The organism is Variovorax sp. FG153, assembly GCF_057809595.1.
On the sequence record NZ_JBMDKG010000032.1, the window covers coordinates 71117 to 94586 of the forward strand.

General features: G+C 67.8%; 22 protein-coding genes. 16 read left to right on the forward strand and 6 right to left on the reverse strand.

The features are described from left to right. Positions 1-22: 22 nt before the first annotated feature. From ACODT0_RS28395 to ACODT0_RS28410, 4 genes are all read right to left on the reverse strand, one after another. On the reverse strand, positions 23-946 hold the full coding sequence (locus ACODT0_RS28395) for a LysR family transcriptional regulator (protein WP_057591888.1): 924 nt from the start codon (positions 944-946) through the stop codon (positions 23-25). A gap of 94 nt (positions 947-1040) precedes the next feature. Next, positions 1041-1727, reverse strand: a complete 687-nt coding sequence (locus tag ACODT0_RS28400; RefSeq protein ID WP_296735717.1) for a PulJ/GspJ family protein — start codon at positions 1725-1727, stop codon at positions 1041-1043. Then, complete coding sequence (gene gspI, locus ACODT0_RS28405) at positions 1724-2095, reverse strand: type II secretion system minor pseudopilin GspI (RefSeq protein ID WP_057591890.1); 372 nt, start codon at positions 2093-2095, stop codon at positions 1724-1726. The genes ACODT0_RS28400 and gspI overlap by 4 nt, the downstream gene beginning before the upstream one ends. A gap of 9 nt (positions 2096-2104) precedes the next feature. Continuing rightward, positions 2105-2590: a prepilin-type N-terminal cleavage/methylation domain-containing protein gene (locus tag ACODT0_RS28410; RefSeq protein WP_296735720.1), complete on the reverse strand. Its 486-nt coding sequence runs from the start codon at positions 2588-2590 to the stop codon at positions 2105-2107. A gap of 176 nt (positions 2591-2766) precedes the next feature. On the opposite strand from ACODT0_RS28410, the gene ACODT0_RS28415 reads away from it, so the two are divergent. From ACODT0_RS28415 to ACODT0_RS28440, 6 genes are all read left to right on the forward strand, one after another. Further along, positions 2767-3216 carry a hypothetical protein gene (locus tag ACODT0_RS28415; RefSeq protein WP_296735721.1) on the forward strand — a complete coding sequence of 150 codons (450 nt, stop codon included), beginning with the start codon at positions 2767-2769 and terminating at the stop codon, positions 3214-3216. A gap of 268 nt (positions 3217-3484) precedes the next feature. Then, the gene (locus tag ACODT0_RS28420; RefSeq protein WP_296735723.1) at positions 3485-4171 is read left to right on the forward strand and encodes a transposase; all 687 of its coding nucleotides are present in this window, start codon (positions 3485-3487) and stop codon (positions 4169-4171) included. A gap of 204 nt (positions 4172-4375) precedes the next feature. Continuing rightward, a complete protein-coding gene (gene gspG / locus ACODT0_RS28425) occupies positions 4376-4828 on the forward strand; it encodes a type II secretion system major pseudopilin GspG (RefSeq protein WP_489042848.1) in 453 nt (150 codons plus the stop codon). An 83-nt stretch (positions 4829-4911) separates the two neighbouring features. Continuing rightward, positions 4912-5862: a type II secretion system minor pseudopilin GspK gene (gspK, locus tag ACODT0_RS28430; RefSeq protein WP_296735724.1), complete on the forward strand. Its 951-nt coding sequence runs from the start codon at positions 4912-4914 to the stop codon at positions 5860-5862. Between the two features lies 1 nt (position 5863). After that, the gene (gene gspL, locus ACODT0_RS28435) at positions 5864-7069 is read left to right on the forward strand and encodes a type II secretion system protein GspL (protein ID WP_296735726.1); all 1206 of its coding nucleotides are present in this window, start codon (positions 5864-5866) and stop codon (positions 7067-7069) included. Further along, on the forward strand, positions 7066-7653 hold the full coding sequence (locus tag ACODT0_RS28440) for a type II secretion system protein M (RefSeq protein ID WP_296735727.1): 588 nt from the start codon (positions 7066-7068) through the stop codon (positions 7651-7653). The genes gspL and ACODT0_RS28440 overlap by 4 nt, the downstream gene beginning before the upstream one ends. A gap of 109 nt (positions 7654-7762) precedes the next feature. Here ACODT0_RS28440 and ACODT0_RS28445 read toward each other — a convergent pair whose 3' ends face one another. After that, complete coding sequence (locus tag ACODT0_RS28445; protein WP_057591898.1) at positions 7763-7978, reverse strand: hypothetical protein; 216 nt, start codon at positions 7976-7978, stop codon at positions 7763-7765. Here ACODT0_RS28445 and gspD point away from each other — a divergent pair. The 6 genes from gspD to ACODT0_RS28475 all read left to right on the forward strand — a co-directional run bounded on the left by gspD (position 7956) and on the right by ACODT0_RS28475 (position 17598). Next, on the forward strand, positions 7956-10412 hold the full coding sequence (gspD, locus tag ACODT0_RS28450; protein WP_296735729.1) for a type II secretion system secretin GspD: 2457 nt from the start codon (positions 7956-7958) through the stop codon (positions 10410-10412). The genes ACODT0_RS28445 and gspD overlap by 23 nt on opposite strands. Positions 10413-10422: 10 nt before the next feature. Next, positions 10423-11871 carry a type II secretion system ATPase GspE gene (gene gspE, locus ACODT0_RS28455; RefSeq protein WP_057591932.1) on the forward strand — a complete coding sequence of 483 codons (1449 nt, stop codon included), beginning with the start codon at positions 10423-10425 and terminating at the stop codon, positions 11869-11871. A gap of 9 nt (positions 11872-11880) precedes the next feature. Further along, a complete protein-coding gene (gene gspF / locus ACODT0_RS28460; RefSeq protein ID WP_296735733.1) occupies positions 11881-13083 on the forward strand; it encodes a type II secretion system inner membrane protein GspF in 1203 nt (400 codons plus the stop codon). Between the two features lie 521 nt (positions 13084-13604). Further along, positions 13605-14840, forward strand: coding sequence for a type 2 periplasmic-binding domain-containing protein (locus tag ACODT0_RS28465; RefSeq protein ID WP_057598056.1), 1236 nt, complete (start codon positions 13605-13607; stop codon positions 14838-14840). A gap of 208 nt (positions 14841-15048) precedes the next feature. Further along, the gene (locus tag ACODT0_RS28470) at positions 15049-16218 is read left to right on the forward strand and encodes a substrate-binding domain-containing protein (protein WP_296735736.1); all 1170 of its coding nucleotides are present in this window, start codon (positions 15049-15051) and stop codon (positions 16216-16218) included. 180 nt (positions 16219-16398) lie between these two features. Next, positions 16399-17598 (forward strand): type 2 periplasmic-binding domain-containing protein, encoded by a 1200-nt coding sequence (locus tag ACODT0_RS28475; RefSeq protein ID WP_082321727.1) that lies wholly within the window; start codon positions 16399-16401, stop codon positions 17596-17598. Positions 17599-17749: 151 nt separating this feature from the next. On the opposite strand, the gene ACODT0_RS28480 is transcribed toward ACODT0_RS28475, so the two are convergent. Continuing rightward, positions 17750-18891 (reverse strand): IS3 family transposase gene (locus ACODT0_RS28480; protein ID WP_489042849.1). Its coding sequence is split into 2 segments (ribosomal slippage): positions 17750-18639 and positions 18639-18891, totalling 1143 coding nucleotides; the frame shifts between segments, so codons are not numbered across the junction. Positions 18892-19215: 324 nt separating this feature from the next. Between ACODT0_RS28480 and ACODT0_RS28485 the strand changes: the two genes are divergently transcribed. The 4 genes from ACODT0_RS28485 to ACODT0_RS28500 all read left to right on the forward strand — a co-directional run. After that, a complete protein-coding gene (locus ACODT0_RS28485; RefSeq protein ID WP_172705289.1) occupies positions 19216-19920 on the forward strand; it encodes an STN domain-containing protein in 705 nt (234 codons plus the stop codon). Then, positions 19913-20428, forward strand: coding sequence for an RNA polymerase sigma factor (locus ACODT0_RS28490; protein WP_172705288.1), 516 nt, complete (start codon positions 19913-19915; stop codon positions 20426-20428). Before ACODT0_RS28485 ends, ACODT0_RS28490 begins: the two co-directional genes overlap by 8 nt. A 131-nt stretch (positions 20429-20559) precedes the next feature. Then, positions 20560-21543: a FecR family protein gene (locus tag ACODT0_RS28495; protein WP_057591904.1), complete on the forward strand. Its 984-nt coding sequence runs from the start codon at positions 20560-20562 to the stop codon at positions 21541-21543. Positions 21544-21764: 221 nt separating this feature from the next. Beyond that, positions 21765-23470: two-partner secretion domain-containing protein (locus ACODT0_RS28500; RefSeq protein ID WP_489042850.1), on the forward strand; the 1706-nt coding region annotated here is incomplete at its 3' end.

Below are 23470 nucleotides of genomic sequence, written 5' to 3' on the forward strand. Positions count from 1 at the left end.
AGCGGCATCGGTCGGCCCCGCCTCAGGACAGCTGCGCGTGCGGCCACTTGCCTTCGCGCACGTGCCGCTCGATCACCATGCGCAGCACGCCCATCACGCCTTCGGTGGCGCGCGACGCGGGCCGGTCCGCGGCGCGCGCCAGCACGCGATGCAGGAACAGGCCCTCGATGGGAACGGCGCGCAGCCGCGATGCCGCCAGGTCCTCCTGGACCGCCGCCGCGAAGTGGGCCGTGAGCCCGACGCCGTCGAGCACGAGGCGGCGCGCCACCTCGGCGGTCTCGACCTCGACCACGCGATGAAGTTCGAGCTTGGCGCGCGCGGCGGCTGCCTCGAGTTCGAGCCGCACACCCGACTTGACGAGCCCGGTCATGATCAGCGGCACGCCGGCCAGATCGCGCATCTTGACTTTCGGCTTGCGCAGGCGCTGGTCGTCGGGCAGGCCGATCAGGCAGATCTGTTCCTTGAGCAGCGGCATGCTGCTGAGGTTCGATCGCTCGACGGGCTCGATCAGCAGCGCGATGTCGACCTCGCCCTGCGCCAGCATGGTCTGCAGCGAAGGCGCGAAGCCCTCGATGAAGCGCAGCCTCACCTCGGGAAGGTACTGGAGCACCGCCTTGGTCAGCAGCACCGTGAGCTGCTGCGCGAGACCGGGCGAGAGTCCGATGGCGACCGGCCCGCGAGGCTCCCGCTGCCGGGCCAGCAGGTCGGACTTGATCTGGTCGACGTAGCGCAGCAGGAACAGCGCCCTCTCGAGCAGCAGCCGTGCCTCGTCGGTCGGCGCCGCGCCGCGCGCGTGGCGCTCGAACAGCTGGACGCCCAGTTCCTCCTCGAGCAGCCGGATCTGCCGGCTCAGCGCCGGCTGCGTCACGTGCAGGATGCCCGCCGCCTTGCCGTAGTGCTGCTGGGTCGCGAGCGCGACGAAATAGCGGAGTTGCCTGAGGTCCATCGCGCTATCGTAGCCAGCGGGCGGCGGTGCCGGCGCTGTCGAAGGTGCCGCGGCTGGGCGGCGAAGCGCCAGGTCCGCGGCCTCGAAGCGGGGCTCAATCGAGCGCGACCACCTGCCGGTAATGCAGCACCGGGCCGCCATTGCGCCGCGCGCCCAGCACGATCTCGAGGCCGGAAGCCGGCGAACGTGCCTGCACCGCCGCGGGCAGGGCTCGCCATCCCTGCCCGGGCTCCCAGGCCCGCAGCTCGAACGAGACCAGGCCCTGGAGCACCGCGACGCGGTCCGCGGCCTCGGGCCCGGGGAGCGGGTACGCCGCGGCGGCCGCGCCCACGGCGCGGTACAGCGTGCCCGACTGCAGCCACCACTGCACGCGCTGCCAGCGCCCGGGCGCCGCCGGAGCCGCGCGCACGAACTCGATCAGCAGCGATCCCTGGTCCGGGCGGCGCGCCTCCATGCCCGGCGGCAGCAGCCGGACCACGGCCTGCGGCCTGCCGTCCGCCGTCGACGGCGCGCCGTCCCGGGCCTGCGCCTCCATGCCGGAAGCCGGCAACTCGATCGTGGTGCGCCACGCGAGGTCGCGCTGAAGCTGCTGCAGCGTGCGCATCAGCTGCGCCGTGTCCTCGCTGCGCTCCTGCAGTTGCACGTTGGCGCGGCTCATGCTGTCGAGGCCTCGCCAGGCGATCAGGCTGAGCACCGCCATGATCACGATCGCGATCATGACCTCGATCAGGGTGAAGCCCGCGACGGCATCCCGCGGTGCGGAGCGTTTGCTGCTTCTCATCGCCGCCGCTCCGGCAGGCTGGACTGCAGGCTGGCCAGCCGCCGGTCGCTGTCGATGCCGGGATAGACGTCGACCGAGACGGCACGCGTGCCATCGCCGAGCGGCGGCCCGATCCGCACGCGGCAGACGAAGGGCTTGCCGGCTTGCGGGCAGGCCACCTGCCGCAGCCCGGCCGAAGGGAGCGAGCTGATCTGCAGCTCGGCCAGGCTGTTCTGCGCCGAGAGCATCGCGAGCGAGCGCCGCTCGACCTCGCCGAGGTTGGTGGCGGTCTGGCTCGTGAGCCGCACGAAGGCCGCGAGCGCGATGCTGATGATGGCGAGCGCGACCAGCACCTCGATCAGCGTGAAACCGGAGTCATCGCGATGCATGGCCGCGCCTCATTGCACCCGGAACGCGCCGGTGGCGTCGCGCACGATGGTCGCCGTGTAGGCACCGCTGCGCAGCTTGAGCGAGAGCGGGGCGCCGACCCATTCGGAGGTCAGCAGCAACGGCGATGCGGGCGTCACCTCGACCATGCCCGCGCGCCATCGGCGGGGACGCAGTGCCTCGTCGCGCGCGAAGCGATCGAGCTCGCCCGCGGTGGAGACCATGGGAACGACGCTGCCGGGCGCGTTCGTCCAGGTGCCGCGCACGAACTGGTAGCCATCGCCGCGTGCCTCCCAGGCCACCACCCGCCCATCGGCGCGCACCTCGTGCTGCGCCGTGCTCAGGCGCAGCGCGAGTTCGCGCGCGTCGAGCTTCAGCGGTTCGGCCGGATCGGGCGCCGCGCTGAGCGAGATCGCGGCCGTCGCGATGCCGATGATGACCATCACGATCATCACCTCGATCAGGGAGAGGCCGCGCTGGCGGAAGGAAGTACTCATGGGGCGATCCGTCGTGGCATGGAAGACGGCAACTCCTCTGCGGTGAGCGCGCCATCCTAGGCATCGAATGTGGCGTTGACATGAATCTCCAACATGCCTCTGTTATCACTGGCTCTCTTTCCGGGAGCGCGCGGCACGCGGTCTTCCGGCACACGAATTCGCAAGGGAGCCGCGGGATGCACGCACGATGGAAATGGTCGATCCCCGTACCGCCGGCGAGCGCGATGCACGCGGCAGGACTGGCCGCGGTCGTCGCGGCCGCCGGCTTCTGGGGCTACAGGCTGCAGCAACTGCGTCCCGCCGCCGCACCGGTCGAGAAAGCGGCCACGGTGCTTCCGACGGACCCCGCCACGCAGGTCGTGGCGGCCTGGCTCGGCCCGGGCCAGGTGCGCGTCGATGTCAACGTGATCGGCCTCATGTACCGGCGTGAGCGCGCGGTGGCCGTGCTCGCGATCAACGGCGCGCCGCCCCGGGCTTTCGTCGCGGGCGAGACGCTGCTGCGCAACGTGATCCTCGCGTCGATCGCATCCGATGCGGTCACGATCAGCCACGACGGTGTGCTGTCCCGCTTCGCCGCGCCGACGCTGCCCGAGCGCGGACCACCGGGCATCGTTCGAAAGCCTTGAGCGCGCGCGGACGGCGTTCGCGCCAGACACGCACATCGACGATGCACGAACTTTCGCATTGCATCGCGATGCTTTCGCGCGAGGACGCGGCAGCGTTGTGGCGCATGTCACGCCTCGACGGAACACGAGCGTCACGGAACGAAAGGCATTCGAGACTTCGGCTGCGGGTTTGCGGGCCGAAACTCGTCTAGAAGGTTGTGGCCTGTGCCGTGGCCGGAGCGCGCGCGGCGCGTGGCGCGTCCACGTGCGAGGCGGATGGAGGACATGAATGAAGAAAGACAAACCCAGATCCAACGACGCGCTTGATTCGGTCAAGAGCGTCTCGATGCAGACACTGGACAAGGAGCTTTCCAGGCACGTGGAGATCGCCAGGAGGAATCCGGTTCCCATCGACCGCTATGGCGTGCCCTGGGTCTGGATCGTGTCGCATCCGCTGTGGATGGAGGTCGACTACCTGAAGTCCTTCGTTCCCGAGAACCATCCGCTCGTGGCGCTGAAGGAAGTGGTCGACAGCATCCTGGCCTACGAAGGCGTGCTGATGAACGAGATCACGCTGCAGTGCCGAAGCGGCATGGACGCGCGCATGATCACGCGCGCATGGCTGCTGCAGATCGCCTACTCGCTGGCCGATCCGAAGGGCGTGTGCGAGGGGCTGCGCTACAACATGCTGTGGCGCTGGTTCGTGGGCTACATGCTGCGCTCGGAGCCGCTGCCCGAGCTTCAGGCCTTTGCCCACGACATCAACATCGCAAGCGCGCATCCGCGCGTGATCGACATCGTGCACCGCTGCCTGACCAGCGATGCCCTGCTGAGCACGGACACGGAGGAATTCAAGATCAACCGGGGCCTGCTGCACGCGCTGATGGCGCACCGCGACGACGCGCCGCGGCTGCCGCCGGCCAGCCTGCGGGAGCGTGCGCCGCGCGAGCGCGACGAACGCACGCTGAGCGGCTGAAGCGGATCGCGCGGGCGATCGAGACGGCCTTCGGCAGATGACAGATTCGTGATCGATGCTCGGGTGGATTCCGCATGCAGCGCGCCGGAACGCCGCGCACCGGCCAGCGCCGACGCGAATCCTCCCGAACTTGCACCATCAAGCTGACACGCAGGCTTGCGATCATTTCCAGCCTTACCCGGCACTGATTTTGGAGAGCGCAACATGGCTTCAGGGAACCTCGCACAGAAGCACCCGAGGCCGTGGCAGCAGCAGGCGTTCACGCTGATCGAGCTGATGGTGGTGCTGGTCATCATGGGCGTGCTGGCCGCGCTGATCGTGCCCAACCTGATGGCGCGCCCGGACCAGGCGCGGGCCACGGCGGCCCGGCAGGACGTCGGCTCGATCATGCAGGCGCTCAAGCTCTACCGGCTCGACAACGGCGAATATCCGTCCGCCAGCCAGGGGCTGCGCGCGCTGGTGGAGAAGCCCACCGCCGGCAAGATCCCCTCGAACTGGCGCAACTACCTCGAGCGGCTTCCGAACGACCCCTGGGGCAAGCCGTACCAGTACCTCAACCCCGGCACCAACGGCGAGATCGACCTGTTCTCGCTCGGAGCGGACGGCGAGCCCGGCGGAGAGAAGGCCAACGCGGACATCGGCTCCTGGCAGCTCTAGGCGCGGCCATGCGTGCTCCCGCGATGCGCCCTTCGGGCGCGAAGAGACCTTGCCGCGCCGAACCGCGCCATCCCGCGAAGGGGATGGCCGTCGTCAGCGTGCTGCTGGTGGTGGCCGTGATCGCGGTGCTTGCCGCGGCGCTGCTCGGCAGGCAGAGCGCGGTCATCCGGGCCGCGCAGACGGAGCAGACCCGCGCGCAGGCGTCATGGCTGCTGCGCAGCGAAATCTCCCGCGCGCAACGCGTGCTGCGCATGGAGGCCCAGCGCGATCCCGCCACGCGGCCCGACGGCCTCTGGAGCCGGCCGGTCAACGGGGAGGACCTCGGCGAACTCGAAGGCGCGCCGGCGCTGGTGTTCACCGAGATCGCCGACGAGCAGGCCAAGTTCAACCTGCGCAATCTCATGGACGCCGGCCGGATTGACATCGCCGAGAGCACGGCTTTCCTGCGGTTGTGCGCGCTGGCCGGCGTGTCGCCGGAGCAGGCGGGCCGCGTCGCCCGGCGCGTGATCTTCAGCCTGGTCGAAGCACAGCCGCCCACAAATCACGCGCCCGAGGACGCGGCTGCGGCGGAGAGCCTCGCGCAACGGCTCGGGATCGAGAACCTGCCCCTGCGGGAACAGGCGCCGCGCCTGCGCGTGCTCGAGGACCTGCTCGGCACGCCGGGCCTGAGCGCCGACACCGTCGCGCGCCTGAAGCCCTACGTCACAGTGCTGCCGCAACGCACCTGGATCAACATCAACACGGCCACGGCCGAGGTGCTGGCGGCCTGGGTTCCCGGCCTGTCGCTCGATCGTGCCCGGGCCCTGGTGCGCACGCGCGACGAGGGCCAGTGGTTCATCAACCGCGCGGACTTCGCGAACAGGCTGCAGATGCCGGAGTTCGCCGGCCGCCGCCTGCGCGTGGGCATCTCCAGCTATTGGTTCCGCGTGTCGAGCGCGCTGCGGGTGCCGCGCACCACGTTGCTGATGCAGGCGCTCGTGCACGACGACAAGGAGAGCCTCCCGCGCGTGGTGTGGCTGAGGGAAGGGGCATGAGATGAGGCGCGTCGATACCCTTCGGCTGATGCTGCCGCGCGCACGGGACCTCGAGTCCTCGCCCTTGCGATGCGCCTGGCGATCGGGCGAGGGTGCCTGGCAGGCCGAGCTGCTCGACGGCCTGCCGGCGGTGGCCCGCCGCTTCCAGCCCAGGCATGTCGAGGCCTGCCTGCATCCGGCCGATGTCTCGATGGCGCAGGTCGAGCTACCGCCGCTCGCGCCCAGGCGCCAGCGCATCGCGGTGCTCGGGGCCATCGAGTTGCTGGCGCTGGGCCCGGCGAGCGATCTCGCGGTGGGCTTCGGGGCGCGCAATGCCGAGGGGCGGGTGCCGGTGGCCTGGATGGGCGCCCATGTCCTCGCGCGGCTCGTGCAGGCGCTGAAGGACCATGGCGTGGTCGTGAATGCGGTACTGCCTCCTCCCGCGTTCCTGCCAGCCCCCGAGGACGGGCTCGACGACGCGGTCGCCGCAACGATCGTCGACGATTGGGTGATCGCGCGCACGGGCGTGGAAGAGGGCATCGCCCGTCCGCTTCCGCAGGGCCGCGTCGACGCTGCGCAGATCGAGGCCAGAGTGACGCCGCATCTTCCCGAAGCGCGGCCGCTGCGTCTGCTGGCGGCCGATACGCCCGCGGAAGATGGGCAGTCGATGGGCGGCAGCGGATGGCGCTGGTCATTGCCCGTGGGCCATGCGGCGCAGGCCGGCACTCGACGCCCCTGGCTGCTTCCGCTCGCCGGCTGGACCGCGGCGGCCCTCGCGGTCTGGCTCGTGGGCCTCAACCTCTACGCCGCGCGGATCGCCGCGCAGGGCCAGACGCTGACGCGGCAGATGGCGGCCCAGGTCAAGGCGGCCTATCCCGAAGTGCCGGTCATCCTCAACCCGCTGCAGCAGGCACGCCAGTTGCGCGATGCGCGACGCGCCGGAGCGGCCGCGGGCAGCCCCGAGGCGGGAAGCTTCGCCGCGCTGATGCGGGCTTCCACCGGCCTGCTGACACAGGCGAAGGGCCAGGTGCAGCGCCTGGAATTCCGCGACGACCGGCTCGAGGTCCGATGGCGTGACGGCGCCGCGCCGAGCGCGGACGAGATGAAGTCGCTGCAGGACAGGGCGCTGCAACATGGCCTTGCGCTGGCGGCCGAGCCGGGCGGCCTGCGCATCCAGGCGGGCGCGGTCGAGCCGCGCGCCGCCAGCGCGGCGGGGGCATCGAGATGAACGCGCGTTGGACCGCGGTGCGGACGGCATGGCGCCCCTGGCTCGCAAGACCCCGGGCCCTGCTGCTGCCGCTCGTGGCGCGTGCCCAAGGCCTCTGGCAGGGGTTCTCGCCGCGCGAACGCCTGCAGGTCGCGGCGATGGTGGCCGTCGTGCTGGCGGCGCTCGTCTGGCTGGCGTTCACGAAGCCCGCGCTCGACACGCTCGCGCACTGGGACGAGGCATTGCCCAAGCTGCGCTCGCAGGCCGCGGCGTTGAAGGAGGTGCTGGCCGACACGAACGCGAGCGCGGTGCCTGGCGACTCGTCGCTGGGACCGGCCGAGCGCGTGCGCGCCAGCCTGGAGGCCGCCGGCCTGGCCGGAGCCTACGAATTGCGGGAAGTCGATGCGACCCTGCGGCTGGTATTCACGGGCGGCGATTCGTCGCGCGCGACCGACTGGCTGCTCGGTGCGCCGGCGCCGCTGGGACTGAAGGTGCAGCAGGTCACGCTGCAGCGATCCGACGGCAAGGGGCCGGCGGACGATGGAAACGGGTTCGGCGTCGAGGCGACGCTGATCCCCCAACAGCAATCGGGGAAGGGATCATGATGCATGCCCACGCGTGGCGGATCGGGAGGCGCTGCACGCTGGTGTGCTGCCTGGCGGCGGCTGGATGCGCGACGACCGCGCCCGACGAATCGTTGTTCCGCGAGGGCACCTATGTTCCGAGCGCGGCAAGCACCGCCGCCGCGAGCGCGGTACCGGTATCGCCCGCGCCGCCGCCGGTATCGGCCAGGCCTGTTGCGCCGGCCCCCTCCGCCAACACCGGGCGCGCCGCGCGTTCGACCGGCCCCGAGCGGCGCGCACCGGTGCCGGTCATGCCCGCGCGCGGCAGCGACGACAGGGCGACGATGAACTTCGTCGACGCGGACATCCAGTCCGTGATCTCGGCCCTGTCGAAGTTCCTGGGCCGGAATTTCCTCATGGACCCGCGCGTCAAGGGCCAGATCACCCTGGTGTCCGACGGCGAGATTCCGGCCGCCACCGCCTACGACATGCTGAACTCGGCCCTGCGCATGCGGGGCTTCACCATCGTGGACGTGGGCAAGGTGAGCCGCGTGGTGCCGGTCGCCGACGCCAAGCTGCAGGGCGGCGCCGTCAACGCGAGCGCGCCGGGCGGCGGCATCGCGACCCGCACCTTCAGGCTGGCCTACGAGAACGCCGAGGCGCTGATCCCCGTGCTCAAGCCGATGATCGCGCCCGAGAACAGCATCACCGCCTATCCGGCGAACAACACGCTGGTCATCACCGACTACGTCGACAACCTGGAGCGCATCGCGCGCATCGTCGAGAGCATCGACACGCCGACCTCGCTCGACACCGACGTGGTCAAGGTCCGCAACGGCGTGGCCGTGGACATCGCGGCGCTGGCCAACGAGCTGCTGCAGGGCGGCAGCGGCGAGGGAAAGCGCGACATCGTGGTGCTGGCCGACCCGCGCTCCAACAGCGTGATCATCCGTTCGAGCAGCCCCGCGCGTACCTCGCTCGCGCGCGACCTGGTCGCCAAGCTCGACAACGCGCAGGACGATCCGGGCAACCTTCACGTGGTGTATCTGCGCAATGCGCGCGCGAGCTATCTCTCGGGCGTGCTGCGCGGGCTGCTCACCGGCGACTCGGGCGGCACGGCACTGGGCAGCGGCGGCGACAACGTGCGCGCCACGCTCGGCGCGGGCGGCATGGTGGGCGGTGCCGGGACCGGCACGGACGCGGCGAACCGCACGGGCGCCGGCGGTTCCGGCACCAATGGCGGCACCGGCGCCGGCGGCAGTGGGAGCCGCAGCGGCGGCAGCACCCGCTTCGGCGCGGCCGGCGGTGGCGCCGCCGGTGGATCGCAGCAGGGCAACGCGGGCGCCGGCACCACCGGCACCGCGTTCTCGGCCAACGGCGTGACCGTGCAGGCCGATGCCACCACCAACGCACTCATCATTGCCGCGCCCGAGCCCATGTACCGCAGCATCCGGCGCGTCATCGACTCGCTGGACCAGCGGCGCGCGCAGGTGCTGGTCGAGAGCCTGATCGTGGAGGTGACCGAACAGGATGCGGCGCAACTCGGCATCCAGTGGATGCGCAACAACGGCCGCTTCCTCGGCGGCACCAACCTGGGCGGCGGCGCGGCGCTCAACAACAGCGCGACCAACACCATCGACCGGCTGCCGCAGGGCATCAGCCTGGGCATCGTCGACGGCACCGTGAAGCTGCCTGGCGGGGCCGAGATCCTGAACCTCCAGTTGCTGGCGCGCGCGCTGCAGACCAAGGGCGGCGCCAACATCCTCTCGACGCCGAACATCATGACGCTCGACAACGAGGCGGCCTCGATCATCGTGGGCAAGACCGTGCCCTTCGTCAGCGGCCAGTACATCACGCCCGGCGGCGGCGGCTCGGACAACCCGTTCCAGACCGTGACGCGCGAGGACATCGGGCTGCAGCTCAAGATCCGGCCGCAGATCTCCGAGGGCGGCACGGTCAAGCTCGACATCTACCAGGAGGTCTCGAGCATCGACGACCAGAACTCCGGCATCGCGGGCGTGGTCACCAACAAGCGGGCGCTGGACACCAGCGTGCTGCTCGACGACGGCCAGATCATGGTGCTCGGCGGCCTGCTGGAAGACAGCGTCAACACCACGGTCGAATCGGTGCCGGGCATCGGGGGCATTCCGGTCCTCGGCAACCTGTTCCGCTACGACAAGCGGCAGCGCGCGAAGACCAACCTGATGATCTTCCTGCGGCCCTATGTCATCCGCGACGCCAACGCCGGGCGCGGCCTCACCCAGGACCGCTACAACTTCATGCGCACCCAGCAGAGCCGGGTGCAGCCCGGCAAGCACCTGGTGCTGCCCGACATGGCGGCCTCGATCCTGCCGCCGAGCGACCTGCCGGTGGCCGGGCGGTCGCCCAAGCTGGACCTTCGCCCCGAGCAATGGGACAAGACCCGCGAGCTGCCCGCGCCCGCCACGCAGAGCAGCAGCGAAGTCCGTCAGCGCCCCGCGCAAGGCGAGTCGAACGAGCCCGAGATGCGCTCCCAGCTCCCGTCGAACGTCGGCGTGACCAGCGACCCGTCCGTGCTCTACGCCAGCTCCGAGAGCAACAAGAGCGTGCTGCAGATCGCCGACGTGCCGAGGCAGGACGATGCCGTGCAGGTCGCGCGGCGGGTGCGCATCAGCGGCCTGCCGGCGTACATCGTCGTCGGCCCAGGCGGCATCGGCTACGCGGTGCGCGTGGACCTGCCGCGCGACGCGCGCTCGGTCGATACCGCCACCGGCGTGCTGCGCGAACTCGGCTACCGGCCGGAGATCGTGGTGGCGCCATGAGGACATGCCGATGAGCGCCGTGCCGCAACCCACGCCGCTGCTGCCGCACACCTGGGCCCGGGCCCAGCGCATCGTCGCGTGCCGCCAGGGCGACGTGGCGGAGATCGTCTTCAGCGTTCGCACGCCGGGCTGGGCGCTGGCCGAGGCGCAGCGGCAGACGGCCATCGAGGCGCGGCGCGAGGTCCCGGACGAGGAGATCGACGCGCTGCTGTCCGCGGGCTATGCCGAGACGGGCAGTGCCGCGGCCGTGGTGGGCGCGGCCGAGTCGGAAGTCGATCTCGAGCGGCTCATGCAGTCCATGCCCGCCGTCACCGACCTGCTCGATGCGCAGGACGACGCGCCGGTGATCCGGATGATCAACGCGCTGCTGGCGCAGGCGGCGCGCGACGGCGCGAGCGACGTGCATTTCGAGGCCTTCGAGACGCACTCCGTGGTGCGCTACCGCGTCGACGGCACCTTGCGCGACGTGGTCTCGCCGCGCAAGGAGCTGCATGCCGCGCTGATCTCTCGCATCAAGATCATGTCGCAGCTCGACATCGCGGAGAAGCGTATCCCGCAGGACGGCCGCATCACCCTGCGTGTCGGTGGCCGGCCGATCGACGTGCGGGTCTCCACCGTGCCGACCGTGCACGGCGAGCGCGCGGTCCTGCGGCTGCTGGAGAAGGATGCGGGCCGCCTGCAATTGCAGCGGCTGGGCCTCGCTCCGGACACGCTCGAGACGCTGACGAAGCTGATCCGCCAGCCGCACGGCATCGTGCTCGTGACCGGCCCCACCGGCAGCGGCAAGACCACCACGCTCTACGCGGCACTGGGCCAGCTCGACAAGAGCGTGAGCAACATCCTCTCGGTGGAGGACCCGGTCGAGTACGACCTGCCGGGCGTCAACCAGATTCCGGTGCACAGCAAGATCGGCATGACCTTCGGGGCAGCCTTGCGCGCCGCGCTGCGCCAGGACCCCGACAACATCATGATCGGCGAGATCCGCGACCTCGAGACCGCGCAGATCGCGGTGCAGTCCTCCCTCACCGGGCACGGCGTGCTGGCCTCGCTGCATACCAACGATGCGATCTCGGCCGTCACGCGCCTGACCGACATGGGCATCGAGCCCTTCCTGCTGTCCTCGTCGCTGCTGGGCGTGCTGGCGCAGCGGCTCATCCGCTGCCTGTGCCCGCAGTGCAAGCGCGCCGAGGCGCAGCCCGACGGCAGCGTGCGCTGGGTGCCCGTGGGCTGCGCCCACTGCAATCAATCGGGCTTCAAGGGACGCACGGGCATCCACGAGCTGTTCGTCATCGACGACGAGGTGCGCCGGATCATCCACGACGGCGGCAACGAGCATGCGATGCGCGAGCTCGCTCGCCGCAGTGGCATGCGCACCATGCGCGAGGACGGCCAGCGCTGGGTGGCGGCGGGCGTCAGCACCGCCGACGAGATCCTGCGCGTCACGCGCGAGGACGGTTAGGGCAGGGCGATGCCGCGCTTCCAGTTCGAGGCTGCCAACCAGGCCGGCCAGGTTCAATCCGGCGCGATGGATGCTGAGTCCGTGCGCGCGGTCCGGCTCCAGTTGCGCGACCGTGGCCTGACCGCGCTCGAGGTCCGGGAGACGAGGTCTGGCAGCGGCCAATCCTGGTTCAGCCCGAAACTCGGCGCGGCCGATCTCTGCTGGGCCACGCGCGAACTCGCGAGCCTGCTGAGCGCGCGCCTGCCGCTGGAATCGGCCTTGATGGCCACCATCGAGCAGGCGGAACACAAGGTGGTGGCCGAGTCGCTGACCGTCGTCTGCAACCACGTGCGCGGCGGCATGCGGCTGGCCGATGCGCTGGGCGAGCGGCCGCGCGACTTTCCCGCGATCTACCGCGCGCTGGTGAGCGCCGGCGAGGACTCGGGCGACCTGGCGCGCGTGATGGAACGGCTCGCGGACTACCTCGAGAGCCGCGACAACCTGCAGAGCAAGATGCTCACGGCCTTCATCTATCCGGCGGTCGTGGCCTTCGTCTCGGTGTGCATCGTGATCTTCCTGCTCGGCTACGTGGTGCCGCAGGTGGTCAGCGCCTTCTCGCAGGCGCGGCAGGAACTGCCGATGCTCACGCAGGTGATGCTGGGCGCCAGCGCCTTCGTGCGCGAATGGGGTGTGCTCACCGGCCTCGCGGTGGGGGGCGCGGTCGGATTCTTTCGCTGGCGCCTGCGCGACGATGCGTTCCGGCTGCGCTGGCATGACGTGCTGCTGCGCACCCCCATGCTCGGCAAGTACGTACTGGGCGTCAACACGGCGCGCTTCGCTTCCACCTTGGCCATCCTGATGGATGCGGGCGTGCCCTTGCTGCGTTCGCTCGATGCCGCGCGGCAGACCATGGGCAACGAGCGGCTCAAGGCCTGCGCGGCCGACACCACCGCGCGCGTGAGGGAAGGGGCGCCGCTCGCCGCCGCGCTCAAGGTGCAGAAGGTCTTCCCTTCGAACCTGATCCACCTGGTCGCCAGCGGCGAGAAGACCGGCGCGCTGGCGCCGATGCTCGATCGCGCCGCGGCCAATCTTTCGCGCGACCTCGAGCGTCGCGCCACGCGCCTGACCGCCTTGCTCGAGCCCCTGATGATCCTCGGCATGGGCGGCGTGGTGATGCTGATCGTGCTGGCGGTGTTGCTGCCGATCATGGAGATCAATCAGATGGTGCAGTGAGCGTCGATTCGAGGATTCCTTCGAGTCGATGGGCGCTGCATTGCAATGTCGGAATTGCTTCCGTCCCCTCCAATTCGCGCAGGAGCGATCGCCGATATCGCACCGCATCGGACCGAACTCGGGTGCGCTTCGCGAATGTTCGGGAACACCGCGCTCCCGGCGAGGGCAGCAGGCCTATCGCAAGCCAGGTGCCATGCAGTTACGAAGGTGTCGTTCAGGCCGGGAATCGCGCGCGAAATCAACGGCTTGCGCGTGTCCCGGGCGCTCGCTTCGAGCGTCGGCGCACCGATCTTTCGCGATCCGTGTCCGACCCGGCCATCGGAACACCGGGGTGCTTTCTCGCCCGTGTTCCGGACTTTCTTCAATGCCGCGTCACCGTCTCTTTTCAGAATTCATTTGTCGCCAAGAGACCAATGCGCGGATCCCTTAGATCGGTTGCCCTGGTCGTTGGCGAATGACACGAGAAGTTTTATTCGTTCGATTTGGTTTTTCAATTTTTCTGTTTGCTTAGGAGCAACGACATGAAATCCGTGAACTTCAAACTTGTGGCGCTGACTGCGGTGGCCGCAGTGGCAATGGCGGCCGGTGCCGCTTCGGCACAGACCGTGACCGGTGGTGGCGCTTCGCTGCCGGCGGTGATGTACCAGGACATCATGGATCCGGCCGCCGGCCATGGCCCGATCCTCGGTAGCTGGACCTACACCTCGAGCAGCAGCGGTACGGGCAAGACGAACTTCCTGACCGGCAGCACTTTCAACTACGCCGGCAGCGACTCCGCTCTCACCAGCGCTGACATCGCCACGTACACGAACGGTGCGACCTGGGGCCCGATCATCCAGGTTCCGGCCGTGGCCACCCCCGTGCTGCTGCCCTACAAGGAAAACAACGGCACGGCCGCCACGACGGTCTCGACCCTGAACCTGACCACTGCCGATATCTGCCGCATCTTCTCGTTCAGCCCCGCCGCACGCACCTGGAATCAGGTCGCCACCGTCGCCGATGAAGGCGTTGCAGGCACCACCAATGCGATCCAGGTGGTGTTCCGCGACGAAGCTGCTGGCAGCGGCACGACCGAACTGCTGTCGCGTTTCCTGAACGCGGCCTGCGGCCCGTTCCTGCCCGCCGGCAAGTCCTTCACCGTGTCGAACAAGTTCCGCACTGTGGTGGCCAGCGCCATCACGACGCCGACCGCCGCGCAAGACGCCAACGGCGATGGCATCCCCGACGTGTGGGTTCCCGTGACGAACAGCGCGGGCATGTCGTCCGCCGTGGCCGTCAACCACCGTCTCGGCTACCTGAGCCCCGATCCGACGTACACGGGCAACAGCAACGCCGTGGTGTCGCGCATCAACAGCCTGCTGCCGACCGCCGCTTCCATCCAAGCGGCTCTGCCGGCTCCCCCGTCGGGCGCGGCTCGTACCAACCCCCTGAACTGGGTTCCCGCCTACGCGGTTCCGACCGGTGCCTATCCGATCTACGGCACCACCCAACTGCTGCTGGCTCAGTGCTACGCCGGCGGCTTCGCCGCAGGCACCCGCGGCGCTGCGGTCAAGAACTTCCTGCAGAACTTCAACGACGGCACCTACGACAGCTACATCTCCGGTCCTCGTCCCACCAGCCCTACCGGCCACAGCTTCGTGAAGCTGCCCGCCGCGTGGAACACGGCCATCGCCGAGGCATTCCTGACCGGTTCGGACGGCAACGGCCTGGCCTTCGGCAACGCCGCCGACTGCGCCGGCATCGCTGGCCGCCCGTAAGTTGGTTTGAGCCAACGACCTGGATGAGCCATTGGCCCTTGCATGGCCGGTGACTCATCCACCGTGACGGAGTGGGGCGAGACGGGGGCTGAAACGCACTCGTCTCGCCCTCCTGCTTTTGATCTCCTGCTTTTCGGGCCTGGGTGAACCGATGCGTCGGGAGACGACGCCGAGTTCCGGTTCCTCGATGAAAAAGACTGGAAATCCCATGACGAATCTTCTCGTGAAAAGCGCAATGCTTTCCCTGGTCATGTCCGTGTTTCTGGGGGCCATGGGCAGCGCCTCGGCGCAAGCGGCAACCGTGCGCGGCTCCACGTTTCCGGCGCCACTGCACATGGACCTCATGCCGGCAGGCTGGACCTACAGTCCGGCCGTCGGCACGTCGGAAAATGCCGCGTTCCTGACGGATGCCTCCGTGAGCCTCGCGGCCGGTGAGTCTCCATTGACTTCATCGATTCTCGCGACGTACACGAACGCTCCCATCTGGGGCTCCGTGATCCAGGTGCCCGTGGCGGCAGGCGCGGTGCTGCTGCCGTACAAGGAAAACGGCGTCACGACCCTCAACCTCACCACCGCCGAGCTCTGCCGCATCTTCTCGTTCAGCCCGGCGGCTCGCAACTGGAACCAGATCGCGACCGCCGCCGACGATGGCGCGGCCGGGCCCGCGAGCGCGATCCAGGTGGTCTACCGCAACGAAGTTGCAGGCAGCGGCACGACTTACCTGCTGTCGCGTTTCCTGAACGCGGCCTGCGGCCCGTACCTGCCCGTCAACAAGTTCTTCACCGTATCGAGCGGGTTCCAGGCGATGGTGGCGACCGCGCTGCCCACGTTGACCCCGACCCAGGATGCCAACGGCGATGGGTTGCCCGATGCCTGGGTCGGCGTGCAGGGCGATGCGGGCATGTCGCTCGCGAGCAGCCAGCTTCACCGGCTGGGTTACATCAGCCCCGATCCGGCCTACACGAGCGCGACCAACGACCACGTTGCCAGGGTCAACGGGTTCATGCCGACGGCCCCGGCGATCCAGGCGATGCTGCCGGCGCCTCCTTCGGGCTCGAACCGCCTGAATCCGCTGAACTGGGTTCCCGGCTACGTGATACCCGCCGGCGCCTATCCCATCTGGGGTACCACCAACCTGCTGCTCGGTCAGTGCTACCTCGGCGGTTTCGGCGCCGGAACGAGGGGAGCGTCGTTCAAGAGCTATCTGTCGGGCTTCAGCAGCGGTGGGTTCGACCTTGCCCTCGCGGCCCACAACCTTGTCCCGTTGCCGTCCACGTGGAAGACGGCGATCACCGATGCCTTTCTGACCGGCAGCGATGGGAACGGCCTGGCTCTCGGCAACGCTGCTGATTGCAGCGGCATTGCAGGTCGGCCGTAAGTTCATTGGCGTGAGCCATGACCAACTGTTTTCGTATTTCGCCTTTTTTCCTTATTTGACAGGACTAGGCGTGGCCAATTCAATTTTTTCAGTAGTTTCAATCTGTTAAAAAATGGATGAGTCGATCTCATGGTGGATGACTTTGTGATCTTGCCTATCACTAAAAGATGGAGAATATAAATGAAGAAGATATTTAAGAAATGCAAAGCGCTATCGTTTCTGGTGTTGCCCTTGCTCTTCGGCAGCGCAAGCACCGCGCTGGCGCAGACGGTGAACGGAACCGGATCAACATTTCCGTTGCTGCTGTATCAAGATATGATTACAAACGATCCAATCGTTGGCAGCTGGAGTTACGGTCCAGCGCTCGGTGGCTCGGAGCATGCTGCCTTTCTGACTGGCAGTACGGTAAGTTTCTCTGGTAGTGAGACAGCTCTAACTAGCGCGGATCTGGCAACGTATTCGCAATCTGGAACCTGGGGGCCCTTAATTCAGGTCCCAGCGATAGCAACCTCGGTCGTTCTACCGTATAAGGAAGTTGGCATAACGACCTTGAATTTGACCACGGCAGAGGTCTGCCGTATCTTCTCATTCTCACCGGCTTCGCGCACTTGGAACCAAATCACGACCGCTGCGGATGACGGTGGCGTGGGTTCCACCAACAGGATTCAAATCGTGTATCGCAGTGAGCCCACAGGCAGCGGTGCAACCTACCTGTTGTCGCGCTTTCTGAATGCGGCTTGCGGGCCATTCCTGCCAGCTGGCAAGTTTTTTACCGTATCTAATGTCTTCAAGACGATGGTTGCCACTGCATTGCCAACCACCCTGCCGGCACAGGAGGACCAGAACTTTGACGGTTTTCCGGATGCCTGGGTTGGCGTCAACGGCGATGCTGGCATGTCGGGGGCGGTCGCTGGAAACCAAATGCACCGGTTGGGATACATTAGTCCCGACCCCTTGTACACGGGAGTCACTAATAATCATGTCGCCAGGATCGATGGGCTGCTTCCAACCATCGTCGGAACGTGGTTGTCTCTGCCTTCACCGCCCTCGGGCGCGGCTCGTCAGAGCCCATTTAACTGGGTCCCCGCGTACTCGATACCCATCAACTACTACCCGATCTGGGGCACAACCAATTTGCTCTTCAGTCAGTGCTACGCCGGCGGTTTCGGTCCTGGAACCAAGGGAGCGGCAATCAAAGACTTTCTAACCAAATTGATGGTGGTTGGAGCATATAGCCGCACCATCTTCGACCATAACTTCGTCTTGATGTTCACTCCATGGAGGACGGCCATTAAGGAGGCCTTCCTCGAAGGCTCAGATGGCAACGGTTTGGCTTTCGGCAACCCCGCTGATTGCAACGGCATCCCTGGGCGGCCCTGACTCTGCGGCATCAGCAGTGGGCGGAACCTCCCTGCATCCGTCGTAGTACGCGCGGGCTGTGCTCGTAGAGCTGAGGCGAGACGTGTGACCCTGTACCCGAATCAGTACCGCCCTGAAGTAGAAACTTCCGGCTCCTGACCCTGTACCCGAATCAGTACCGCCCTGAAGTAGAAACTTCCGGCTCCTCTGACATCGCCGTTGCTACCTGCAGGCAGCAACGGCGGGCGAAATCGGCAGGTGTCGCCCACCCCAGCGCAGAGTGGGGGCGACTCTCGTTGTAGTCCTGGCGCCAAGCCCCGATCTTGGCCTGCGCGTCGGCCAATGACAAGAACCAGTGCGCGTTCAGGCACTCCTGGCGCAGTCGGCCATTGAAGCTCTCCACGGCGGCGTTGTCGGTGGGCTTGCCTGGCCGGCTGAAGTCGAGTTCCACACCGCGCTCATAGGCCCATTTGTCCATCACCTTGGAGATGAACTCGCTGCCGTTGTCAGTCTTGATCGTGCGCGGCAGGCCGCGCTGCGCAGTGATGCCATTGAGCGTGCGCACGACGTCTTCTCCCTTGAGGCCCTGGCCGACCTCGATGGCCAGGCACTCGCGCGTGAACAGATCCACCACCGTCAACATGCGCAGCTTGCGCCCGTCGAACAGCGCGTCGGCCACGAAATCCATGCTCCAGATCTCGTTGATGGCGTGAGCCAATTGCTTGGGCTGGCGCAGCTTGGCGGCCTTGTTGCGCCGCGGGCGCTTCAGCCGCAGCGACAGCCCTTCTTCCCTGTACAAGCGATAGATCCGCTTGACGTTGTCGGTATGACCTTCGCGGCGCAGCAGAACGTGCACCCGGCGGTAGCCGTAGTGCACTCGCGTGTCGGTGATCTCCTTGATGCGCATCTTCAGCGCCGACTCGTCCTTCTTGACAGGCTTGTACAGGTAGGTCGAGGCCGACATCTTCACCACGCGCAGGGCATTGCGCTGGCTGCATCCAAAACGCTGCATCAATTCGGGCACCAACGCCCGGCGCTGCGAAGGCCTCAGAGCTTTTTTGCGACCACCGCCTGCAGCATCGCCTTGTCCAGGCTCAGGTCGGCCACGATCTGCTTGAGCTTGCGGTTCTCTTCTTCGAGTTGGCGCAGCCGACGCAGCTCCGATGGCCCCACGCCTGCGTACTTCTTGCGCCACACATAGAAGGTCGCATCGCTTATGCCCATCTTGCGGCACACCTCCTCGACGCTGGTGCCCAGTTCCGCCTGCTTGAGCGCAAAGGCAATCTGATCCTCAGTGAACTTGCTCTTCTTCACGACATGCTCCTGGCCCGATTCGGGCCTTCATCATGCCGGTCGTTCTGTTACTGAACGGTACGGAAACCTGGGACAGGGTCACGTGCGTCGCGCGAATTCGCTTGCGTGTTCGTCGCGCTCCTCCCCTTTGGATCACGGGTCTCGGCTGGCGGGCTGAGCACTTGTTGTCACAAGAATGCCATTTCGAGAAGAGATGATCACCCAGTTTCATGGGGTGTTCGTTACCGTGCTGACCCAGTCCAATGTTTCCTTGCTCCCAGATCTGCGTCTTGGAGTTGGCTGGCAAAGTCCCCCCGGCCAGTGGTTGGTTACGCGTGGGCGGTTATGCACCACATCGTCCGGGCACTGATCTATGGCGCCGCAATTTGCGCCCTCGCTGCTTGGATGTCCTCGGTACCGGCTTTGGCTTCTGCTACCGGCGATAAAGACCAGAGGACTCGGTCGCGTCTGCTTGAATTCGACATTGCCGCCCAGCCGCTTGCCACGGCGTTGCAGCGCTATGCCGTGACGGCGGACCAGACCGTGCTGTTCAGCGATGCCCTGGTCTCGGGCCGTGCATCGGCGGCCATCAGGGGCCGCCTTCCGGCGCGCGTGGCGCTCGAAGCCCTGCTGGCCGGCACCGGGCTGGCCGCCGACGATTCAGATCCTCAGCTCAATGGCGCTTTCGTGCTGCGCCGGATTCCGGCGAGCCCGGTCGAAGACGCGCCGAAGGCCCCGGCGCTGGATCGCCGCTACGACGGTCTGGTCCAGGCGCGGGTCTTCGAGGCGCTGTGCGCCGATCCGCGCACCATTCCCGGCGACTACCGCGCCCTGTTGCGGCTGCAACTCGATCGCGAGGGCCAGCTGTTTCCGCATCTGGTCCGTTCGACCGGCAATGTCGTGCGCGACGCTGCCTTGCTCGGCGCGCTGGGCGGACTGCGCATGGAGCACGCGCCGCCCGCGGATCTTCGCCAGCCGCTGGTGCTGGTGATCCTGCCCCGGGACCGCGTGGCGGGCATGCCCTGCGAAACGGAGGGCGCGCGTGACTGACAGCGTGCTTCCGATGCTTCGTGGCGCGCTGGTGCAGTGCTACAACCAGATCAAGAACAGCCTCTCGATCCACCTGGGCAGTCCGGAGCTGGCGGGCGACACGCTGCACGAGGTGTGGCTGCGGCTGCACCGCGACAGCGAGATCGCGGGGCCGATCGCCAATCCGCAGGCCTACCTGGTGCGCATGGGCGTCAACCTCGCGATCGATATCCGGCGCAGCCAGAGCCGCATGCTGTCGGCCGAGGACGTGCAGGAACTCATGCTCGCGATTCCGGACCCGGCGCCGGGTCCGGCGCGCATCGCGGAAGGACGCTCCGAGCTGGAGCGGCTGAAGGCCGCGGTGGACGAAATGCCCGCGCGCCGGCGCGAGATTCTGATCCTGGTGCGCTGGGAACATTGGCCGCAGCGCGAGGTGGCCCAACGTCTCGGCATCTCGCTGCGGACCGTCGAAAGCGAGCTCAAGGCCGCCCAGGAGCACTGCGCCGAGCGCCTTCGGCGCGACCCATAACAGAGTTTCTTGACAGGGATGCGAGATTTTTTCGCGGGTTTGGTCCTCGCCAATCGTCTATAGGTTGGGAGCGAACATCGATGCCGCGTTCGACCGTCCCGGTGCCTCGAAAAGGCCGCGAGAACGAAACAATGACCACCTCCGACGATTGCAGCAAGCTGCCCGATGTGCTCAAGGACGCGCAGGCCTGGGTGCGCAAGCTTACGTCCGGGCGCGTCAGCGAATGGGAGGCCGAGGCGTTCAGGCGCTGGCGCGATGCCGATCCGCTGCACCAGTCGGCGTTCCAGGAAGCGGCGCACCAATGGCGCCTGCTGGAATCGGCCGTCGGCGGCGTCCTCCACAGCAATCCCGCGGTGGCCCAATACCACCGCAAGGCGCTGCATCGGCCGCGCGTCGGCCGGCGCGCATTCCTTGGCACGGCGATCGGCGGCGCCACCGCCGCGGGGATCGCGGCCTACTCGCCGTTCGGCCTGTGGCCGGCGGCTCCGCAATGGGATGCCGACTACCGCACGGCGGTGGGCGAGCAGCGCGAGGTCCGGATCGACGAGCGCGTGGCCGTCGCGATGAACACGCGCACGAGCCTGCGCCGCACCGGCGATTCGCCGCAAACGGCGGGGCTGGAGTTGCTGGAAGGGGAGGCACAGGTCGACGTCTCCAGCGCGCAGCAGTTCTTCCGCATGACCGCCGGGGTGGGGCGCGTGAGCGCGCAGGCGGCCGAGTTCGAGGTGCGATACCTCGACGGACGCACGCGCATCACCTGCCTGCAGGGACAGGTGCTCATCGAACACCCCGCGGGCCAGCGCCAGCTCCAGCGCCGCCAGCTCGCGGTGTACGACAGCCGCAGCATCAGCGAGATCGCCGCCGCCGATGTCGACGGCGCGCTGGCCTGGCGGCGCGGCGAGATGGTGTTCACGCAGGCGCCGCTGCCCGCCGTGCTCGACGAGATCAATCGCTACAGGCCGGGGCGCGTGGTGCTGGTCGGCGATGCGGTGCGCGACAAGACCGTCACGGCCCGCATCCGGATCGTGGACATCGAGACCGCGCTGCTGCAGATCCAGCGCAGCTTCGACCTCAGCGCGAGGTCGCTGCCCGCGGGGCTCCTGCTGTTGAGTTGAGACAGCGAGCGCGGGTCATGGCCGCGCGCGCGGAGCTTCGGCGTCAGAAGAAGATTTACATCGATTCGCTGCGGGTTCGCGAATCGGCACTCGTCTAGAAGAATCGGCCGGCGCTCTCCGCCTCGCGTGAAGCGCCTGTGCCGCAACGTTCACGGACGGCCGCGCGAGAGGAATCGGAGTCGCGCGGCCAGTCGATCTCGATCTTTTGGACCAGAACCCACATGAACACGCACGGGCGCGCAAGCAGGAATCGACATTCGACGGGAGAAGGAAGCCAGGGCTTCGCGCTGGTGCCGGTGGCGCGGGCGATCGCGCTGGTGCTGGCCGCGGGCAGCGTCATCGGCGGCGCGCAGGCGCAGCGTGCCTTCAGCACGGGCTGGATGGCGCAGAAGAACCTCAACCAGGGCAATGCGATGCAGACGGGCCGTCTGCCCAACGGCCTGCCTGCGTCCACGCTCACCAGTCCGCAGGTCCAGCAGCAGCGCGCCAACGAACAACTGAGCCGCTCGATCGACAACCTCAATCTCGCGGCACGCGGCATCGCCGCGCAGCAGGCGGCACAGGCGGTCGCACGGCTGGCCGCGGGCAACGATCCCTCGGTGCCCGATGGCCTGGCCGATGGCGGCCTCAAGGTCGACACCAACAGCCTCACCGCCGGCTGGCTCAACGCCAATGCGCCGGTGCAATCGCAGGTCGATGGTCGCACCAACGTCGCGATCCAGCAGACCGGCGACAAGGCGATCCTCAATTGGGAGACCTTCAACGTCGGGCGCAACACCACGGTCGACTTCAAGCAGGACCCGAGCTGGGCGGTGCTCAACAAGGTCAACGACCCGCAGGCGCGCCCCTCGCAGATCCAGGGCCGGATCAAGGCCGACGGCACGGTGCTGATCGCGAACCGCAACGGTATCGTGTTCAGCGGCAGCAGCCAGACCGATACACGCAACCTGGTGGCGGCAGCGGCTACCATCACCGACGACCAGTTCCGCACGAAGGGCATCTACGTGGATGCCAATGGAACGGCACCCACGTTCACGGGCGCGGCCGGCAAGGTCGAGGTGCAGGCCGGCGCGCAGATCGCCACGCAGGCGCCGCCATCGGCCACGCAGGGCGGCGGCTATGTGCTGCTGCTGGGCAGCGAGGTGCGCAACGCCGGGCAGATCCACACGCCCTCGGGCCAGACCGTGCTCGCCGCGGGCGACAGCTTCACCATCCGCAAGGGCGTGGGCACCGACGGCAACCTGCGCTCGACCACGGCCGGCAATGAGGTGTCGGCCTCGCGCAATGCGGACAGCACCGCGGGAACGGTCGTCAACACCGGCCTGATCACCGCGCCCGCCGGCGACATCACCTTGACCGGCCACACGGTGACGCAGGCGGGCGTGCTGATCGCCACCACGACGGTGGCCAAGCGCGGCACCATCCACCTGTCGACCCGCGCGAGCGACGAGACGGGCACGGTCACGGTGGCGGAGGGCAGCACCACCGCCATCCTGCTCGACACGAACAGCGCGACGGCACTGGACAGCCAGCGCGATGCGGCACTGAGGCTCGTCGACGGCCAGCCGGTCAACAACGCCACGGGCGTGTTCGACAACCTGAGCACGATCGCCGATCGCCGCGATCTCTCGCGCATCGAGATCGTGAGCGGCAGCACGGTGGAGTTCCAGGGCTCGTCGCTGAGCCTCGCGACCGGTGGCGAGATCGTGGTGGCGGCCCCGAAGCGCACGCTGGTGGGCCAGGGCGCCCAGCTCGATGTCTCGGGTGCGGTGGGCGTCAAGGTCTCGATGGAGAGCAACAACATCCTGATCAACGCGCAGGGCAACGAGCAGCGCGATGCGCCGATCAACCGCGACAGCAAGAACCTCAACAACCTGAACCTGTGGGTGGATCGGCGCAAGCTGGTGTTCGTGGCGGCCGGCACCTA

Bases quoted from the DNA above. Each gene is read 5' to 3' on its own strand.
- ACODT0_RS28395 (WP_057591888.1), bottom strand. From the start codon at position 946: ATGGACCTCAGGCAACTCCGCTATTTCGTCGCGCTCGCGACCCAGCAG.
- ACODT0_RS28400 (WP_296735717.1), bottom strand. From the start codon at position 1,727: ATGAGAAGCAGCAAACGCTCCGCACCGCGGGATGCCGTCGCGGGCTTC.
- gspI (WP_057591890.1), bottom strand. From the start codon at position 2,095: ATGCATCGCGATGACTCCGGTTTCACGCTGATCGAGGTGCTGGTCGCG.
- ACODT0_RS28410 (WP_296735720.1), bottom strand. From the start codon at position 2,590: ATGAGTACTTCCTTCCGCCAGCGCGGCCTCTCCCTGATCGAGGTGATG.
- ACODT0_RS28415 (WP_296735721.1), top strand. From the start codon at position 2,767: ATGCACGCACGATGGAAATGGTCGATCCCCGTACCGCCGGCGAGCGCG.
- ACODT0_RS28420 (WP_296735723.1), top strand. From the start codon at position 3,485: ATGAAGAAAGACAAACCCAGATCCAACGACGCGCTTGATTCGGTCAAG.
- gspG (WP_489042848.1), top strand. From the start codon at position 4,376: ATGGCTTCAGGGAACCTCGCACAGAAGCACCCGAGGCCGTGGCAGCAG.
- gspK (WP_296735724.1), top strand. From the start codon at position 4,912: ATGGCCGTCGTCAGCGTGCTGCTGGTGGTGGCCGTGATCGCGGTGCTT.
- gspL (WP_296735726.1), top strand. From the start codon at position 5,864: ATGAGGCGCGTCGATACCCTTCGGCTGATGCTGCCGCGCGCACGGGAC.
- ACODT0_RS28440 (WP_296735727.1), top strand. From the start codon at position 7,066: ATGAACGCGCGTTGGACCGCGGTGCGGACGGCATGGCGCCCCTGGCTC.
- gspD (WP_296735729.1), top strand. From the start codon at position 7,956: ATGAACTTCGTCGACGCGGACATCCAGTCCGTGATCTCGGCCCTGTCG.
- ACODT0_RS28445 (WP_057591898.1), bottom strand. From the start codon at position 7,978: ATGTCCGCGTCGACGAAGTTCATCGTCGCCCTGTCGTCGCTGCCGCGC.
- gspE (WP_057591932.1), top strand. From the start codon at position 10,423: ATGAGCGCCGTGCCGCAACCCACGCCGCTGCTGCCGCACACCTGGGCC.
- gspF (WP_296735733.1), top strand. From the start codon at position 11,881: ATGCCGCGCTTCCAGTTCGAGGCTGCCAACCAGGCCGGCCAGGTTCAA.
- ACODT0_RS28465 (WP_057598056.1), top strand. From the start codon at position 13,605: ATGAAATCCGTGAACTTCAAACTTGTGGCGCTGACTGCGGTGGCCGCA.
- ACODT0_RS28470 (WP_296735736.1), top strand. From the start codon at position 15,049: ATGACGAATCTTCTCGTGAAAAGCGCAATGCTTTCCCTGGTCATGTCC.
- ACODT0_RS28475 (WP_082321727.1), top strand. From the start codon at position 16,399: ATGAAGAAGATATTTAAGAAATGCAAAGCGCTATCGTTTCTGGTGTTG.
- ACODT0_RS28485 (WP_172705289.1), top strand. From the start codon at position 19,216: ATGCACCACATCGTCCGGGCACTGATCTATGGCGCCGCAATTTGCGCC.
- ACODT0_RS28495 (WP_057591904.1), top strand. From the start codon at position 20,560: ATGACCACCTCCGACGATTGCAGCAAGCTGCCCGATGTGCTCAAGGAC.